The 16,045-nt window shown below is 37.0% G+C and carries 14 protein-coding genes; 13 read left to right on the forward strand and 1 reads right to left on the reverse strand.

Annotation, left to right across the window (positions count from 1 at the left end; translation table 11 throughout):
• Positions 1-3: 3 nt before the first annotated feature.
• The 5 genes from ligA to gatB all read left to right on the forward strand — a co-directional run bounded on the left by ligA (position 4) and on the right by gatB (position 6,471).
• A complete protein-coding gene (gene ligA, locus V6E76_RS07385; protein WP_247351736.1) occupies positions 4-1,974 on the forward strand; it encodes an NAD-dependent DNA ligase LigA in 1,971 nt (656 codons plus the stop codon).
• Between the two features lie 2 nt (positions 1,975-1,976).
• Positions 1,977-3,182, forward strand: a complete 1,206-nt coding sequence (locus tag V6E76_RS07390) for a CamS family sex pheromone protein (protein WP_247351738.1) — start codon at positions 1,977-1,979, stop codon at positions 3,180-3,182.
• A gap of 71 nt (positions 3,183-3,253) precedes the next feature.
• Positions 3,254-3,544, forward strand: coding sequence for an Asp-tRNA(Asn)/Glu-tRNA(Gln) amidotransferase subunit GatC (gene gatC / locus V6E76_RS07395; RefSeq protein WP_247351740.1), 291 nt, complete (start codon positions 3,254-3,256; stop codon positions 3,542-3,544).
• 16 nt (positions 3,545-3,560) lie between these two features.
• Positions 3,561-5,039, forward strand: a complete 1,479-nt coding sequence (gatA, locus tag V6E76_RS07400; protein ID WP_247351743.1) for an Asp-tRNA(Asn)/Glu-tRNA(Gln) amidotransferase subunit GatA — start codon at positions 3,561-3,563, stop codon at positions 5,037-5,039.
• A 1-nt stretch (position 5,040) separates the two neighbouring features.
• Positions 5,041-6,471, forward strand: a complete 1,431-nt coding sequence (gene gatB / locus V6E76_RS07405; protein WP_247351745.1) for an Asp-tRNA(Asn)/Glu-tRNA(Gln) amidotransferase subunit GatB — start codon at positions 5,041-5,043, stop codon at positions 6,469-6,471.
• A gap of 48 nt (positions 6,472-6,519) precedes the next feature.
• Here the strand turns inward: gatB and V6E76_RS07410 are convergent, their stop codons facing one another.
• Positions 6,520-7,278, reverse strand: coding sequence for a hypothetical protein (locus V6E76_RS07410; protein WP_247351747.1), 759 nt, complete (start codon positions 7,276-7,278; stop codon positions 6,520-6,522).
• 119 nt (positions 7,279-7,397) lie between these two features.
• Here V6E76_RS07410 and V6E76_RS07415 point away from each other — a divergent pair, with 119 nt between their 5' ends.
• The 8 genes from V6E76_RS07415 (at position 7,398) to V6E76_RS07450 (ending at position 16,027) form a co-directional block, all read left to right on the forward strand.
• Positions 7,398-7,901 carry a GrpB family protein gene (locus V6E76_RS07415; protein ID WP_247351749.1) on the forward strand — a complete coding sequence of 168 codons (504 nt, stop codon included), beginning with the start codon at positions 7,398-7,400 and terminating at the stop codon, positions 7,899-7,901.
• 24 nt (positions 7,902-7,925) lie between these two features.
• Positions 7,926-8,876 carry a diacylglycerol kinase gene (locus V6E76_RS07420; protein WP_247351750.1) on the forward strand — a complete coding sequence of 317 codons (951 nt, stop codon included), beginning with the start codon at positions 7,926-7,928 and terminating at the stop codon, positions 8,874-8,876.
• A gap of 25 nt (positions 8,877-8,901) precedes the next feature.
• Positions 8,902-10,665, forward strand: a complete 1,764-nt coding sequence (locus V6E76_RS07425; RefSeq protein WP_247351752.1) for a 5'-nucleotidase C-terminal domain-containing protein — start codon at positions 8,902-8,904, stop codon at positions 10,663-10,665.
• A 24-nt stretch (positions 10,666-10,689) separates the two neighbouring features.
• Positions 10,690-12,042 carry a 23S rRNA (uracil(1939)-C(5))-methyltransferase RlmD gene (gene rlmD / locus V6E76_RS07430; protein ID WP_247351754.1) on the forward strand — a complete coding sequence of 451 codons (1,353 nt, stop codon included), beginning with the start codon at positions 10,690-10,692 and terminating at the stop codon, positions 12,040-12,042.
• Positions 12,043-12,193: 151 nt separating this feature from the next.
• Positions 12,194-12,649, forward strand: coding sequence for a hypothetical protein (locus tag V6E76_RS07435; RefSeq protein ID WP_247351756.1), 456 nt, complete (start codon positions 12,194-12,196; stop codon positions 12,647-12,649).
• 115 nt (positions 12,650-12,764) lie between these two features.
• Complete coding sequence (locus V6E76_RS07440; protein ID WP_247351759.1) at positions 12,765-13,844, forward strand: nitronate monooxygenase; 1,080 nt, start codon at positions 12,765-12,767, stop codon at positions 13,842-13,844.
• 83 nt (positions 13,845-13,927) lie between these two features.
• On the forward strand, positions 13,928-14,755 hold the full coding sequence (locus tag V6E76_RS07445; protein ID WP_247351761.1) for an exodeoxyribonuclease III: 828 nt from the start codon (positions 13,928-13,930) through the stop codon (positions 14,753-14,755).
• Positions 14,756-14,809: 54 nt separating this feature from the next.
• The gene (locus V6E76_RS07450; RefSeq protein WP_247351763.1) at positions 14,810-16,027 is read left to right on the forward strand and encodes a DUF819 family protein; all 1,218 of its coding nucleotides are present in this window, start codon (positions 14,810-14,812) and stop codon (positions 16,025-16,027) included.
• Positions 16,028-16,045: the final 18 nt, after the last annotated feature.

Consider the following 16,045-nt stretch of genomic DNA (forward strand, 5'->3'; position numbering starts at 1 on the left):
TAGATGAAAGAAAAAATTAGAGCCTTACAAAAACAATTAAATCAATATAATTACGAATACCATGTCCTTGATCAACCGTCGATCGAAGACACCGATTACGATAAGTTACTCAGGGAATTAATTGAATTAGAAGAACAATACCCTGAGTATAAAAGTGCGGATTCACCGACCGTTAGGGTCGGTGGCGCTGTCTTAAGTCACTTTGAGAAAGTGCGTCATAATACACCGATGTTAAGTTTGGGTAATGCCTTTAATGAAACGGACTTAAGAGCATTTGATAAGCGGGTCAAACAAGTTGTGAACAGTCCAACATATATGTGTGAATTAAAAATTGATGGTCTCGCCGTGTCGCTTACATATGACAATGGGCAATTTACCATTGGTGCGACACGAGGCGATGGTACAGTTGGAGAGAATATAACAGAAAACTTAAAAACCATTCATGCCATTCCACTCTCAGTGCCGACAGACTTATCCTTTGAAGTCCGTGGTGAGGCATACATGCCAAAATCTTCTTTTCAAAAATTAAATGAAGGACGTCTTGAAAGTGGCGAACAAGAATTCCAGAACCCAAGAAATGCAGCAGCAGGGTCACTAAGACAGCTAGATCCTAAGCTTGCAGCTAAGAGAAATTTATCAGTATTTTTATATAGTGTGACTTCACCAGAAGCATTAGAGGCTACGACTCAAAACGGTGCTTTAGATGCATTGGATCAGCTCGGCTTTAAAACCAATCATGAACGTCAGCTATTAAATAGCATAGACGAAGTTTTAGAGTACATCGATTACTGGACGACACACCGTTTTGAACTTCCCTATGAAATTGATGGTATTGTCATTAAGGTCAATGATCTACAAGAGCAAGATGAGCTCGGATTTACAGTAAGATCTCCCCGCTGGGCGATTGCATATAAGTTCCCAGCTGAAGAAGTGATTACTGAGGTCTTAGACATTGAGCTGACAGTGGGACGTACTGGTGTCATTACGCCAACTGCGATTTTAGAACCAGTTAAAGTTGCAGGTACAACAGTTGGACGTGCCTCGCTTCATAACCACGACCTCATTGAAAAAAGAGATATTAGAATCGGTGATAAGGTCGTCATTAGAAAAGCCGGAGATATTATTCCTGAAGTGGTCAAATCACTTAAAGAGGAACGAACAGATCAAGCGGTCTATGAAGCACCGACAACTTGCCCGTCCTGCGGACATGATGCGGTACATTTAGAAGATGAGGTTGCGATACGTTGTATTAACCCAGCCTGTCCAGCCCAGCTTCAAGAAGGCATAATTCACTTTGTTTCTAGAGGGGCTATGAATATTGATGGTCTTGGAGAGAAAGTGGTTAGGCAGCTATTTGAAGCGGATTTGATTAAAGATGTCTCTGATTTATATAGCTTAAAATATGAGGATCTAATTGAACTTGAGCGTATGGGAGATAAGAAGGTTCATAATTTGCTCCATGCGATTGAGGCATCAAAAGAAAATCCTTTAAATAAAGTATTATTTGGTTTAGGCATTCGGTTCCTAGGCGCCAAAGCATCCAGACTTATAGCAGAAGAATACGGTACAATCGATAAAATCCTCGAAGCCAAAGCTGAATCATTAATTGAAATTCCTGAAATTGGCGAGAAAATTGCAGACTCTATAGTGACTTATACTTCGAATGAAGACTTTAGAAAGTTGATTAAGAAATTACAAGATCAAGGATTAAGCTTTACTGAAGAAGTTCAAGAAGTAGCGGGTAACCTGTTTTCTGATATGACAGTGGTCTTAACTGGTAAACTAGAAGAAATGACACGTCAAGAAGCGGGAGCATATATTGAATCCCAAGGTGGTAAAGTCACAAGTAGCGTATCTAAAAGTACGGATCTCGTCGTCGCTGGTAGTGATGCAGGGTCTAAATTAGAGAAAGCCAAGCAACTCGGAATCGAAGTTTGGAATGAAAGAGAATTTATTGAGAAATTGGGGCAATGACAATGAAGTTTAAAACTTTAATGCTCGGCGGTGTCGCAGCCTTCTTACTAAGTGCTTGTGGTGAGAATGAGGCAGAAATCACAGAGCAGACCGAAAATTCTGGCCTTGAAAATGAAGTGTCAAATGTTCAGGTTGAAGAACAAGAGGATAGAATAACTTCAAGTGGTGACGAATTTTATCGATCAGTGGTACCTTATGAATTGTCACCAGCTAGAGGCTTATCAAGTCAAAACATGGTGTCTTCATACAATGTTGAGGAGTTTGAAAAAGGTTTATTTGAAGTGAGTAAAGGAGAGTTTCCTACGGATCAATTTGTCTTTAGAGAAGGGCAGATTATCTCAGAGGAGATGACTAGAGGCTACTTAGGCCGTCAATATACGAGTGAAGAGTTAGAAAATATGGAAGAAGATGAGCTATTAAGTTCAGATGCCTTCAGTAACTTAGGTTTAAATCCATCGACAAATGGTGAGACAGATCCTGAAGTAATCGCTGAAGAAGCACCGCTTTACCTCTCACATATTTTAGAGCAGAACTACTTGTCTGAAGATGAAGAAGGCAACTTAAACTTTGATGGTATTACGATTGGACTTGCGATGAATAGTGTTCACTATTATCAAACTGAGGAGTATGGCCAAACTCAAGAACAAGAATTAGACCCAGAAGTCGTCAAAGAGGAAGGCGAAAAGATGGCAACTGAGATTTTATCACGTATTCGTGCGAACGATGAATATGTAGATAAGAAGATTGTTTTCGCAATATTCATCCAATCATCAGATACTGATATTGTACCCGGTAATTTCGTCTCACAAGCCACAGTTGAACCAGGTGAAAATTCAATCAGTGAATTCACTGATATCAACGTACAAAATGTACTCTTACCTTCTAATGAAGCGTCTGAAATCTCAAGTGAAGTAAACAGTGAATACGAAACCTTTAACAGAGAGTTATCGTCATATTTCGATAGTTTTACGACATCGGTTGGACGTGGAAAATTTGTCGATAATAATTTAGATACGTTGACTGTTGAAATCCCCCTTGAATATAATAGCCGCGGAGAAATGATAGGTATGTCGCAGTTCGTTAGAGACTTAGTAGATGAACACTTTACCAATACTGATGTTGAAGTAGAGATTAAAGATAAGTCACAGGTCTATAGTGTCATCACGAGAGAAGGCGAAGGACAAGCGAACTTATACATCTTTGAATAGTGAGTTCACATGGTAAAGTCAAGGTAGATTTGGTAAACTAATAATATTGTAAAAACATAGGAGGGTCATTCATGATAGAACTTAACCTTGATAGAATTCGCCATGTTGCGAACCTATCAAAAATTGAGATTAAAGATGATGAGGAACTAAAGAACCTATCAACAAAAATTCAAAGCATTGTTGCACATGCAGATCAACTTAACGAACTTGATCTAGATCAGGTTGAGCCGATGACCCATGCACTTCAGGTTGAATCTAAACTGAGAGAAGATAAAGCAGGTCAGCCGTTAACACAGGAAGAAGCTTTAAGAAATAGTGAACATACAGAAAACGGACAATTCAAAGTTCCTAAAATGATATAAAGGGAGGGTCAATGAAGTGAATATTAATGAATTAACAGTTGAAGAATTATACTCAAAAATTCACAGTAAAGAAATTAAACCCTCTGAAGTAATAGAGGCTTTATTCAATAGAATTGAAAAGTACGATGGAGATATTAAAGCGTTCATCACACTGACAAAAGAAGAAGCAACAGCTAAAGCAGAAGAACTTGATCGTATGCAGGCTGAAGATCAAATGGATCAGGCATTATTTGGTGTACCATTTGGTATTAAGGATAATATTGTGACCAAAGATGTCTTAACGACTTGTGCGAGTAAGATGCTACACAATTTTAAACCAGTCTATGACGCAACAGTAATGAACAAGCTGAATAGTGAAAATGGTATTATGCTTGGTAAGTTAAACATGGATGAGTTTGCGATGGGCTCAACTTCTGAGACATCTTACTACCAAACAACTAAAAACCCTTGGAACTTGAACTGCTCACCAGGTGGCTCTTCAGGTGGTTCAGCAGCAGCAGTTGCTGCAGGTTTCGTACCATTTGCTCTTGGAACAGATACGGGTGGATCAGTAAGACAACCTGCATCCTTCTGTGGCGTAGTTGGTATGAAACCGACTTATGGTCGAGTATCTCGCTTCGGTTTAATTGCCTTCGCATCCTCACTTGATCAAATTGGACCTATTACACGTAATGTACGTGATAATGCAAAAGTCCTAGAGCTAATCGCAGGAGAAGATACTGAACACGATATGACGAGTGTTCAAAATCAAGAAATAGACTTTTTATCCGACATCGATAAGGATGTAAGAGGATTGAAGATTGCTTTACCTAAGGAGTTTTTAGGTGATGATGTGGACGAAGAAGTGACACAAGCTGTATTAGATGCTAAAAAACGTTTTGAAGATTTAGGTGCAACCGTAGAAGAAGTGGAGATGCCTAATCTTAAATACGTAGTAAGTTCTTACTACTTGATTGCTTCAAGTGAAGCGAGTGCCAATCTCGCACGCTTTGATGGTATTCGTTTTGGTTACCGTTCAGAAAATGCAAATACACTTGAAGAACTATATAAAAAGTCTCGTGGTGAAGGATTTGGTGACGAGGTTAAACGTCGTATCCTTCTCGGTACTTATGTTCTAAGTGCAGGTCACTACGATGCATTTTACGTAAAAGCACAAAAATTACGTCGCTTAGTTGCAGACGATGTTCAAAGAATTTTAAAAGATCATGATTTAATCATTGGACCAACGTCTACGACTCCAGCACATAAATATGACGAAGTAAGTATCGAAGGGACAAAAGAATATAAGAATGATATCTTAACGATCCCAGCAAACTTAACAGGTATACCTTCATTAAGTATTCCATGTGGCATTACTGAAGATAATCGACCAATTGGTTTACAAATCATGGGTAACCATTTCGAAGAAAACAAAATATATAATGCTGCTTATCAGTTTGAAAAAGTTTATAACTTACACGAAGAACTCAATAATCTAACGATGGGGGCGGAGTAAGATGCATTTTGAAACAATAATCGGACTCGAAGTCCACGTTGAATTAAAAACGGATTCTAAAATATTTTCAAATGCCCCATTACACTATGGACACGATCCTAACACGAATCTGTCAGTAGTTGAACTTGGGTACCCAGGAACTTTACCGGTCTTAAACCATAGAGCTGTAGAATATGGTATGAAAGCTGCCATGGCTTTAAACATGGAAATCGCCACAGATACAAAATTTGATAGAAAAAACTATTACTATCCAGATAATCCAAAAGCCTATCAAATTTCACAGTTCGACAAACCGATTGGTGAGCATGGTTCACTTGAAATCGAAGTCGATGGACAAAAGAAAAAAATCGGCATTACTCGTCTACATCTAGAAGAGGATGCAGGTAAATCTACGCATAAGGACGACTATTCACTAGTCGATTTAAACCGTCAAGGTACAGCCTTAGTTGAGATTGTTTCTGAACCGGATCTTCGTTCACCTGAAGAGGCTTACAAGTATTTAGAAAAGATAAAATCAATCATTCAATATACTGGTGTCTCTGATGTGAAAATGGAGGAAGGTTCACTCAGATGTGATGCGAATATTTCTATTCGACCTGTCGGACAAAAAGAGTTCGGTACGAAAACTGAGCTGAAAAATTTAAACTCATTTAACTTTGTCAGAAAAGGACTTGAGCATGAGGTTGAACGTCAGGAGAAAGTACTCCTATCCGGCGGTGTTATTGAACAAGAAACAAGACGTTATGATGAGAAGACAGGCGAAACAGTACTCATGCGTGTCAAAGAAGGTGCGGATGACTACCGCTACTTCCCAGAACCTGATCTATTATATCTACACATTGATGATGAGTGGAAAGAAGAAGTTAGAGCTACGATTCCTACATTACCAGACGAATTACGTGGGAAGTATATAAATGAATACGACTTACCTGTCTATGACGCAGAAATTTTAACGATGAGAAAAGAACTCTCTGACTTCTTTAGTGAGATGGTAGAATCTCATCAAGCAGACCCTAAGCTTGCATCAAACTGGCTGATGGGTAATGTTAATGAGTACGTAAATAAAAACAATGTGGCGATTGAAGAAACTGGAATTACACCAGAAAACTTAACAGGCTTGATTGAAATTATTGAAGACGGCACAATTTCAAGTAAGCAAGCTAAGAAGGTATTCACTGAGTTAATTAGTAAGGGTGGAACAGCGAAACAAATCGCGAAGGACTTAGGCATGGAGCAAATCTCTGATCCAGAAACCTTAACACAGATGGTGACTGAAGTACTTGATGCTAATGAACAATCAGTTGAAGACTTTAAGAATGGTAAAGACCGTGCGATTGGTTTCTTAGTGGGTCAAATCATGAAGAAATCAAAAGGGCAAGCAAACCCTAAAATGGTAAATGAAATACTTCTAACAGAAATAAATAAACGATAAGTTGTATATAAAAAAGGCGGAAAATCAAATGATTTTCCGCCTTCTTACTTACTGAAGTAAATATGCTTGAATATTATTTATTATTTCATCTTCAACTGCTGGATTCATCAGGTTTTCATCTGGGTTATAAGGGTTCTCAACAGAGATTTCTTGGTTATCAATATAGAAGAAATCATTGTTAGGGAAATATTCAGCATCATTACTTAACGTGTCCGCTAAGTTTTCATGTTCATGTACATTTGCATTACCAAGTATAATAACTGTCTTATCTGCATTGTATAGGTCCATGTATGCATTTCTTAAGTTATTCAAGTTACGTTCCGGAAGCACTTCATCATTATAGTCTGCAATTTGCATTGCATCCATAATCACAATGTCGCTATTGTCGTTGACAGTTAATTCGTTCATATCAACAGTGTTACCTGGCATTTCAATTTGATTGAACTGTATAGTGTTCGTATCGAGCTGTTGGCTTAATCTATCAACAAAGTCACTGTTGTAGTATGCAGGTGTTAATACGTCGACAATTAATGCTTCATTGTTAGCAATTCGCTGATCATACTGTTCTTGGATGCTAGACTCATTAAAAGCGATAGAATCTGGTTGTTCAGACGTCTCAGTTTCATCAGTCGATGCTTCAGAATCTTCAGCTGCTTCATTGTTCTGATTGTCTTCATTGTTTTCTGTTTCCGCACTTTCTTGGTCTTCTGTTGTTGTGTCATTTGACGCTGAGCCGGTATGTACGAAGTTAAAATACAAGCCAGCACCAAAGACGATAAGTAATATGATTGCAATAGCTTTTTTCATAGTATCTCCTCAAATAATAATATTGCCAATCATGAATATGTTATAATATTGGCACATAATTCTTTTACTGATTATTATACATGAAATAGATGTGAACGACATTATTTTAGGATGATTGTATGAATATAAAAAATTTAAATAGTAGTGTTAAAGATATATATATAAATCAAGCATTTGAAATATTAAACTTTTTTAAATCAATGATTATAGAAGTACATCATATTGGTTCCTCTAAACTTAGAAAGTTTCCTTATGATTGTGATTTGGATATTTTGTTTATCGTAAAATCTTATGATGATGTTAAGAATTTAGCAGATATATTGATTGCTGAAGGATATGTGCAAATCGATGATTTCTCAGATTTCTTTAGGGATGATATGGTCATCAGGCGAACGGTTGATGGAACGAATATTAATATGATTTTTATGAGTAGTGGTAGTAGAAAAAAGGAAACGGTCATTAACTGTACTGAATTTCTTGTTTTCGATAAAAACTACAGTGATAATTTAAAAATGCTTAAAAAAGCTTTTCTTAAGAGTGAAATTACGGAAGATGAGTACGGGGAGCGTAAATATCGTCTCTTTTCGATGATGAATAGAAATGAATCATCCGAGGGCGTATAAATTCATAATATAGAGGAGATATTTATGAAGACTGCGAGAATTATATATAATCCTACTGCTGGTAAAGAAACATTTAAAGATCAATTATCGAATGTGTTGACTCGATTTGAAAATGCAGGTTATATCACAAGTACACATGCGACATCTGGGCCGGATGATGCGACTTATGCGGCCAGGTTTGCCTGTGAACAAAATTTTGATTTGGTTGTTGCCATCGGTGGTGATGGTACTGTCAATGAAGTGATTAATGGACTGGCAGACTTTAACGAAAGACCAGACCTTGGTATTATCCCAATGGGGACTGTAAATGATTTTACACATGCCCTAACAATTCCAAACAATTTAGAAGAAGCTATCGATACGATTCTAAGTGGTGAAACTGCGAAAGTTGACTTAGGGAGTATGAATGGTAAGCACTTTATGAATATTGCTGGTGGTGGAAAGATTACAGAAGTGTCTTATGAGGCGCCGAGCAAACTTAAAGCAATGATAGGTTCTCTAGCTTACTATATAAAGGGTATAGAGCTGGTTCCACAAATGAGGAGTATCAATCTACGTATTGAGTATGATGATGATGTCTTTCAAGGTGAAGTCATGCTCTTTTTGATTGGTCTCACAAATTCCATTGGTGGTTTTGAGAAGCTTGTGCCAGATGCCAAACTGAATGATGGCTATTTTTCTTTGTTAATTATTGAAGATGTTAATTTAGCGGAGTTTGCTCATCTACTTTCCATCGCCATGAAGGGCGAACATTTAAAACATCCAAAGGTACATTACTTTAAAGCAAGAGAGGTCAAAGTATCATCTTTTGAAGAGGTACAGTTAAATTTAGATGGTGAGTTTGGTGGCGTATTACCGGCACACTTTAAAAATAAGAAAGAGTTTTTAAAAGTAAGGGTGCCGTTGGAGTTTTATCAGGAATTAAATGGTGAGGATATGGAATATAGTTTACCGGATACGGAACAAGAAATGTAAAGACAATAATCTGAGGGTGACTGCTTTGAAATTGACAATATTTTCAACTACGGATGTGCATGGTGCAATTTATCCTTATAATTATTTTATGAATGAAATGAAGTCTAATGCACTATTAAAATTTAAATCATATATTGAACATTATAAAAATATGCATCAAGATGAGTGCGTGATTACTGTGGATAATGGTGATTTGTTACAGGGTGATGTGTGGAGTGAATATGACAGCATACACCCTAAACAGGCACTCTTACCCTCAATTATCAACAATATGTATGATGTGATTGGTCTTGGTAATCATGAGTTTAATTTCGGCCTATCATTTTTAGGTGATTTCTATGAACAAGTGAATGTACCTATTGTTAATTCAAATGTCGATTTTAAGGATAGTGCGCTATCTTCCATTATTAAAAAGTCTTACATTATGAAAACAGAAATAGATAAGAAACCAATTAATATTGGATTTTTAAGTGTAGTCCCTACGCAGATTATGAAATGGGATAAATTTCATCTTTCTGGGAATGTTGATGTTCACCCTATGTCAGAAGCGGTAAAACAAACGGCAGCGGCTTTAAAAGAAGATGGGGCAGATATCATTATACTTTTGAGTCATACAGGAATGAGTAAAGCGGCAGATGACCAACATACGCACGGTGAGAACCAGGCTATGTTAATGGCACTGTTAGGCTGCATTGATGGTATTGTGTTTGGTCATACACACGACTTATTCCCACATGAAGATATTAATGTGCAAGATGAGCGCTTAGATCTATTTAAGGGCACATTTAATGGAATCCCCATGGTTCAACCTGGTGTGTCGGCCAGTCATTTAGGCTTACTATCTTTTGACTTAGAATATGACCAAGGATGGACAGTTACTGAAGGTAAATCTAGCTTAATTCCATCGTCTGATATGATGATTGATTACAAAGCCCTCGAAGAATTTGATTCTTATCATGAGAAAGTGAAAGGGTACTTAAATCAAGTGGTTGGTCACACTGATGTGCCACTACATACTTACTTCTCTAGAGTTTTACCTTCAAGAGCAGTCCAGGTCGTATCTGAAGCGGTCGTCTGGTATGCGAAAGGATTAGTAGAAGTTCAGGAAGAAAAGCTACCCATACTCGGTTTTAATTCCGCAATTAAGAGTGGACGAGACGGGAAGAATGATTTCACAGATATCCAAGCAGGTGACTTAACAGTCACAGACACAGTGAATTTGTATAAGCATGCAAACACATTGGTCATCGTTAAAATTTCAGGCAAAGTGTTAAGAGAATGGCTTGAATGGTCAGCTTCTTCATTCAATCAAGTCGGTGCTGCATCTCTGGTTAAAGAAAATCATTCGAGAGACGGTTTTCCAGGTTATAACTTTGATACTTTCTTTGATCTCACTTATACATTTGATTTAAGTGAGCCAGCACGATATAGAAGTTCTGCCCATCAAATTAGTGATTCTACTAGAGTAGTAAAACTTGAGTATGAAGGGCAAGCGGTTCATGATGAAGATATGTTTTTAGTTGCAGCAAATAACTATAAAGTTGCTTATGCACCCTTCTTAAGAGATGCTGAGATTATTTATGAATCTGCCTTATCTGTTAGAGATATCTTAACTGAGTATTTGAAGAATGGTGAGACTTTTACTGATAAAAAGCCGATGACACTTTTACCGCAGGGAACCTACCAATTTACGAGTGGGAGTCTAGGAAAAAAATATACAGATGACTTAGCGGTTAGACATATTGAAGATCACGGTGATGGTTTTTCGACCTATGAAATTGATTTATAAAATGAGACAGTTAGAGGTTTAATAATGAGTGTATTAAGAAAAAACGAACAGTATGAAGGGGTCGTAGAAAGCTATACAAAAGAAGGCATGGGTATCGTTAAAGTTAATGATAAGCCGGTCTTTATTGCTGATGTTTTAAAAGATGAAGAAATTCGTTTCAAAGTCTTGCAAGTCAAATCAAGATTTGCATTTGGTAAAGCCTTAAAGATAAATAAAGCCTCTGCAAATAGACAAACTCCCCCATGTCAGTATTACTATCAATGTGGAGGATGTCAGATTCAGGTGATGAATGCACCTGAACAGGCTAAATTTAAAAAAGAAGTTGTCGAGCAAAATATCAATGGACTGGCTGGTTTAAATTTGGAAATTAAAGACACGGTGACGGGTAGTGGGAATTATTACCGAAATAAGTCTCAAATTCCAGTTCAAAAAGTTGATGGTAAGCTAGTGATGGGCTTTTACAAACCACGTTCACACGATATTGTTGATATCGAACATTGTTATATTCAAAAAGATATTCATAATGATATTATGAATTTCGTTAAGAAGAAACTGATCGAAGAAGATGTCTCGATTTACGATGAAGTGAAGCATGAAGGACTGTTACGACACTTGATCATACGTTCGAATCATGATGATAGTGAGATTCAAGTCGTCTTTATTACTAATGGTAAGCGTAATGAATTTTTATCAATAATTAAAGCTTTAAAAAACGAATTTCCGACGATCAAGAGTATTGTGCAAAATATAAATGATGAAAAGACGAATGTGATATTTGGCAAGCGTTCAATTGTGCTCCTCGGAAAAGAATATATCACGGATACCTTACTCGGTAGAGAATTTAAAATTCGGGACCGCTCCTTCTATCAAGTGAATCACGAGCAGACTGAAAAACTGTATCAAATTGGTTTAGATCTCGCCGATTTAAATGGTGACGAGACGATTATCGATACGTATTCAGGTATTGGAACAATAGGGCTTGCTGCATCGGATAGGGTTAAGAAAATCATTGGGATTGAAGTCGTTGACTCTGCAGTAGAAGATGCAAAAGAAAACGCAAGGTTGAATGGTATTAATAATGCAGATTACTACTTAGGTAAGGCAGAAGAAGTGATGCCAAAACTGGTTAAATCCGGTATTAGTGCCGATTTGGTCTTTGTAGATCCACCAAGAAAAGGTTGTCATCAAGCATTCTTAGATTCCTTATTAGAAGTAGAACCGAAAAAAATTGTATATATTTCGTGTAATCCAGGAACATTACAAAGAGATATGAAGTATTTAGTAGAACATGGTTATAAAGCTAAATCCGTTGTACCTGTGGATTTATTCCCGCAGACGAAACACGTCGAAGCGGTTACTGTGTTAGAGAGAAAATAGGTAACAGAGAGGCTGTTTATTTAGCCTCTTTTTTATGCTCTGACATATTTTGATAGCGCTTCCAATTAATGAGGAGGTGAGTTATAGTTAAATATATAAGAATTAATTGATGAATTACTAAAATCTATAGTTTAGTAGGAGGTTGATGAATTTGAGAATTATGACAATAGTACTAGGTGTAATGCTGTTTATAGTAACAGGTTGTAGTAATAATGAAACGGGATTAGAAGGTAAAGAATTAGGTATCTCAAGTAATGACCCTACAATTTCGAAAGAAGAAAAAGAGAACTCTGAAATTAATTTCTCTTCAAACATGTTAGTCTTTGATTTTATTTCTTCAGATGAGGTGACTCTTTTGAATCTAGGTAATGAATACACAGGTAGTTACAGCTTAGATGGTGAGAATCTAACAGTTAATCTAGAAGATGGAGAATCAAATTTAAGATTGGACTTCGTAGAATTTAAAGAAACACCAGATGAATATTATAGCTATAGTGGAGTAATTGATGATGGAGAATTAAGTGAAGGTGATGAAACCTCTCAATTATCAAATATCTATAATAATATTTCGATGGGAGAAACTTATATATTTCTAGAAGAAAAGTAATCTACAAATGTTAGCAACAAGTCTAGGCAAAGATCTTAACGGTCTTTGTCTTTTATCTTATATACTGCATATTGCGTATTGTATACTATATACAAATACAAGGGGGAATTGTTTGATGTGGAATAACAATCAGTTAAGTCAAAGTTTAGGCATTAAATATCCAATTATTCAAGCCGGTATGGCAGGTGGAATTACGACGCCTGATTTAGTTGCTGCAGTATCCAGTGGTGGAGGGTTAGGCAGTATCGGCGCAGGTTACATGAGTGCTGAAAAATTAAGAGAGACAATTCAAGAAGTTAAAATATTAACGGACCAACCTTTTTCAGTGAATCTGTTTACGCCTGAAGTTGTTCAAGTAGATCAAAATGAAATTGCTCAGGCAAATGAGTGGTTAAGTAGATTTAGAGATGAATTGAACATCAATGAAACACCTTCAGTTGCAAAAATTACTGATGAGAATTTTAAACAACAGGTCGAAGTTATTATTGAAGAGAACGTTCCAATTTGCAGTTTTACATTTGGTATACCTGATAGAGATATCATAAAAAAATTAAAAGAGAAAGGCATAATTATTATAGGTACCGCAACTACTGTAGATGAAGCAATTGCCAATGAATTAGCTGGTATGGATTTAATTGTTGTTCAAGGCAGTGAAGCGGGTGGACATAGAGGAAGTTTCTTAAATAATGAAACACTACCGATGATTGGCACCATGGCTTTGGTACCACAAGTTGTAGATCATGTTGGCATACCGGTTATTGCAGCTGGTGGCATTTCTGATGGACGTGGAATCATTGCGTCTCTTGGGCTCGGTGCAGAAGGTGTCCAATTAGGTACAGCTTTTTTAACGAGTGAGGAGAGCGGCTCACCACAAGTTGCAAAAGAAGCAATCTTAAATGCACAAGAAACTGATACTGTATTGACCACGACTTTTAGTGGCAAGCCAGCAAGAGGTTTACTGAATGATTTTATAAAAGAGATGAGTCAGTATGAAGGGAAAGTCCCTTCATATCCAGTACAAAATAGTTTAACACAGCCGATTAGAGCTAAAGCATCAAAATTAGATCGTCCTGAATACATGTCGTTATGGTGTGGACAAAATTTAAGAACCTCAAAAGAGATATCTGCCAAACAAATGGTTCTAGATATGGTTACTCAAGTTGAAGCTATCATTAACAAGTTATCCAAATCTTAAATAGAGCAATGGAAATGATGATTGATTTTGGATAAGATAAACAATAAGTAAATATAAATTCATTTTTTTCAGGAGGAAGCATTTTGAAGTTTATTTCATGGAACATAGATTCACTAAACGCAGCACTAACAAGTGATTCTGCTAGAGCATTATTATCAAGAGAGGTAATCAAATCCATTCAAGCACACGACGCTGATGTAATCGCGATTCAAGAAACTAAATTATCAGCGAAAGGCCCAACAAAAAAACATGTGGAAGTTTTAGAAACAGCCTTTCCTTCTTATAACATTGTGTGGCGTAGTTCAGAAGAACCTGCACGTAAAAGTTATGCTGGAACAATGTTCTTATACAAAAATCACCTAGAACCTGAAGTTCATTATCCATCAATCGGTGCGCCAACAACAATGGATGCAGAAGGACGAATGATTACTTTAGAGTTTGAAGACTTTTACTTAACTCAAGTGTATACACCAAATGCTGGGGATGGTCTTAGAAGATTAGCAGACCGTCAATTATGGGACATTCAATATGCAAATTACTTAGCTGATCTCGATGAGAAAAAACCAGTTTTAGCTACGGGTGACTATAACGTTGCACACAAAGAAATAGACCTTGCAAATCCAAAAAATAACCGTCGTTCTCCAGGCTTTACTGATGAAGAACGAGAAGGATTTACAAATCTGTTAAACAAAGGTTTCACTGACACATTCCGTCACATTAATGGGGATGTTGAAGGCATGTATACTTGGTGGGCACAAAGAGCGAAAACAAGTAAGATTAATAACTCAGGATGGAGAATTGACTATTGGTTAGTTTCAAATCGTTTAGCTGGACAGGTACGTAAGTCTGAGATGATTGACTCTGGTCCAAGACAGGATCATACTCCAATTTTAATGGAAATTGATATATAGGTGAGACTTTAAATCGAGTATAATGATGGTAAGTAAAAACTAGGGGGAATTACCATGGGAGAGACAACAAGTTTCATTAGCCCGGATAATTATTGGGTGCTCTGGGCTATATTAATTGGTTGGGCGGCTGTCGCTATTGTTCTCGAGCAAAAATACAGTTGGGCATCAAAGTTATCTGGAGCAATAATCGCTTTAGTGGGGGCCATGCTCTTAAGTAATACTGGCGTTATTCCGCTCGAATCACCAGTTTATGATGCAGTATGGACTTATGTGGTGCCACTTGCAATACCACTTTTACTATTCCAGTCGAACGTTATTAAGGTTTGGCAAGAGAGTAAACGCCTGTTAATTATCTTTTTAATTAGTACAGTTGGAACAGTAGCAGGTACGATTGTTGCATTCTTCTTACTAAGAGAGTTTGTACCACAAGCGAACTATATCGGTGCCATGTTAAGTGGTTCCTACTCTGGTGGTGGGGTTAACTTTGCGGCAATGGCGACTCGATTTGACGTGCCACAAGATCTAGTATCTTCTACAGTCGTTGCGGATAATCTATTAATGGCAGTTTATTTCTTTGTTCTTATATTGATACCGACAGTATCATTCTTTAAAAACAAATTCGGCACACCACACATGGATGAGAATGAGTCTAATGGAAAAAGCGATAATCATGCTGCCTCATATTGGAAATCTAAAGATATTTCATTACAAGATATCGCCTTAGCATTTGGAACGGCCTTTATCATTGTAGCAGTTTCATTCTCTATTGCAGAATTCTTTGCCAGTGTAATCCCGGAGGATAGCAATGTTTTCTTATCTGTCTTAAGAGGTATTATCGGTGATAACTACTTAATGCTCACAACGTTAACACTAGTACTTGTAGCAAGCTTCCCTAAATATTTTGAAAACATTGCGGGATCACAAGAATTTGGGACGTTTTTCATCTACATATTCTTTGTAGTCATTGGTGTACCTGCATCGGTTCCATTAATTATCCAAAATGCACCAATAATCTTAGTGTTTGCAGCTGTTATTGTGTTGATTAATATGATTATCTCATTTGGCTTCGGTCGATTATTTAAATTTAATTTGGAGGAAATCATACTTTCGAGTAATGCAAATATCGGTGGACCAACAACCGCTGCAGCAATGGCGATTTCAAGAGGTTGGACAAAATTAGTTGGACCAATACTTATCATCGGTACATTAGGTTACATTATCGGTAACTATATTGGAACATCACTTGGTGTATGGTTTACATCTATGATGTAGGTGAATATTTAAAGCGAC

This window comes from Jeotgalicoccus huakuii (genome assembly GCF_036665975.1).
Classification (GTDB): domain Bacteria; phylum Bacillota; class Bacilli; order Staphylococcales; family Salinicoccaceae; genus Jeotgalicoccus; species Jeotgalicoccus marinus.

Excerpts from the sequence above, each read along its gene's own strand:
- V6E76_RS07390 (WP_247351738.1), top strand. The coding sequence starts at position 1,977 with ATGAAGTTTAAAACTTTAATGCTCGGCGGTGTCGCAGCCTTCTTACTA.
- V6E76_RS07450 (WP_247351763.1), top strand. The coding sequence starts at position 14,810 with ATGGGAGAGACAACAAGTTTCATTAGCCCGGATAATTATTGGGTGCTC.
- ligA (WP_247351736.1), top strand. The coding sequence starts at position 4 with ATGAAAGAAAAAATTAGAGCCTTACAAAAACAATTAAATCAATATAAT.
- gatB (WP_247351745.1), top strand. The coding sequence starts at position 5,041 with ATGCATTTTGAAACAATAATCGGACTCGAAGTCCACGTTGAATTAAAA.
- V6E76_RS07440 (WP_247351759.1), top strand. The coding sequence starts at position 12,765 with ATGTGGAATAACAATCAGTTAAGTCAAAGTTTAGGCATTAAATATCCA.
- gatC (WP_247351740.1), top strand. The coding sequence starts at position 3,254 with ATGATAGAACTTAACCTTGATAGAATTCGCCATGTTGCGAACCTATCA.
- V6E76_RS07410 (WP_247351747.1), bottom strand. The coding sequence starts at position 7,278 with ATGAAAAAAGCTATTGCAATCATATTACTTATCGTCTTTGGTGCTGGC.
- V6E76_RS07415 (WP_247351749.1), top strand. The coding sequence starts at position 7,398 with ATGAATATAAAAAATTTAAATAGTAGTGTTAAAGATATATATATAAAT.
- rlmD (WP_247351754.1), top strand. The coding sequence starts at position 10,690 with ATGAGTGTATTAAGAAAAAACGAACAGTATGAAGGGGTCGTAGAAAGC.
- V6E76_RS07420 (WP_247351750.1), top strand. The coding sequence starts at position 7,926 with ATGAAGACTGCGAGAATTATATATAATCCTACTGCTGGTAAAGAAACA.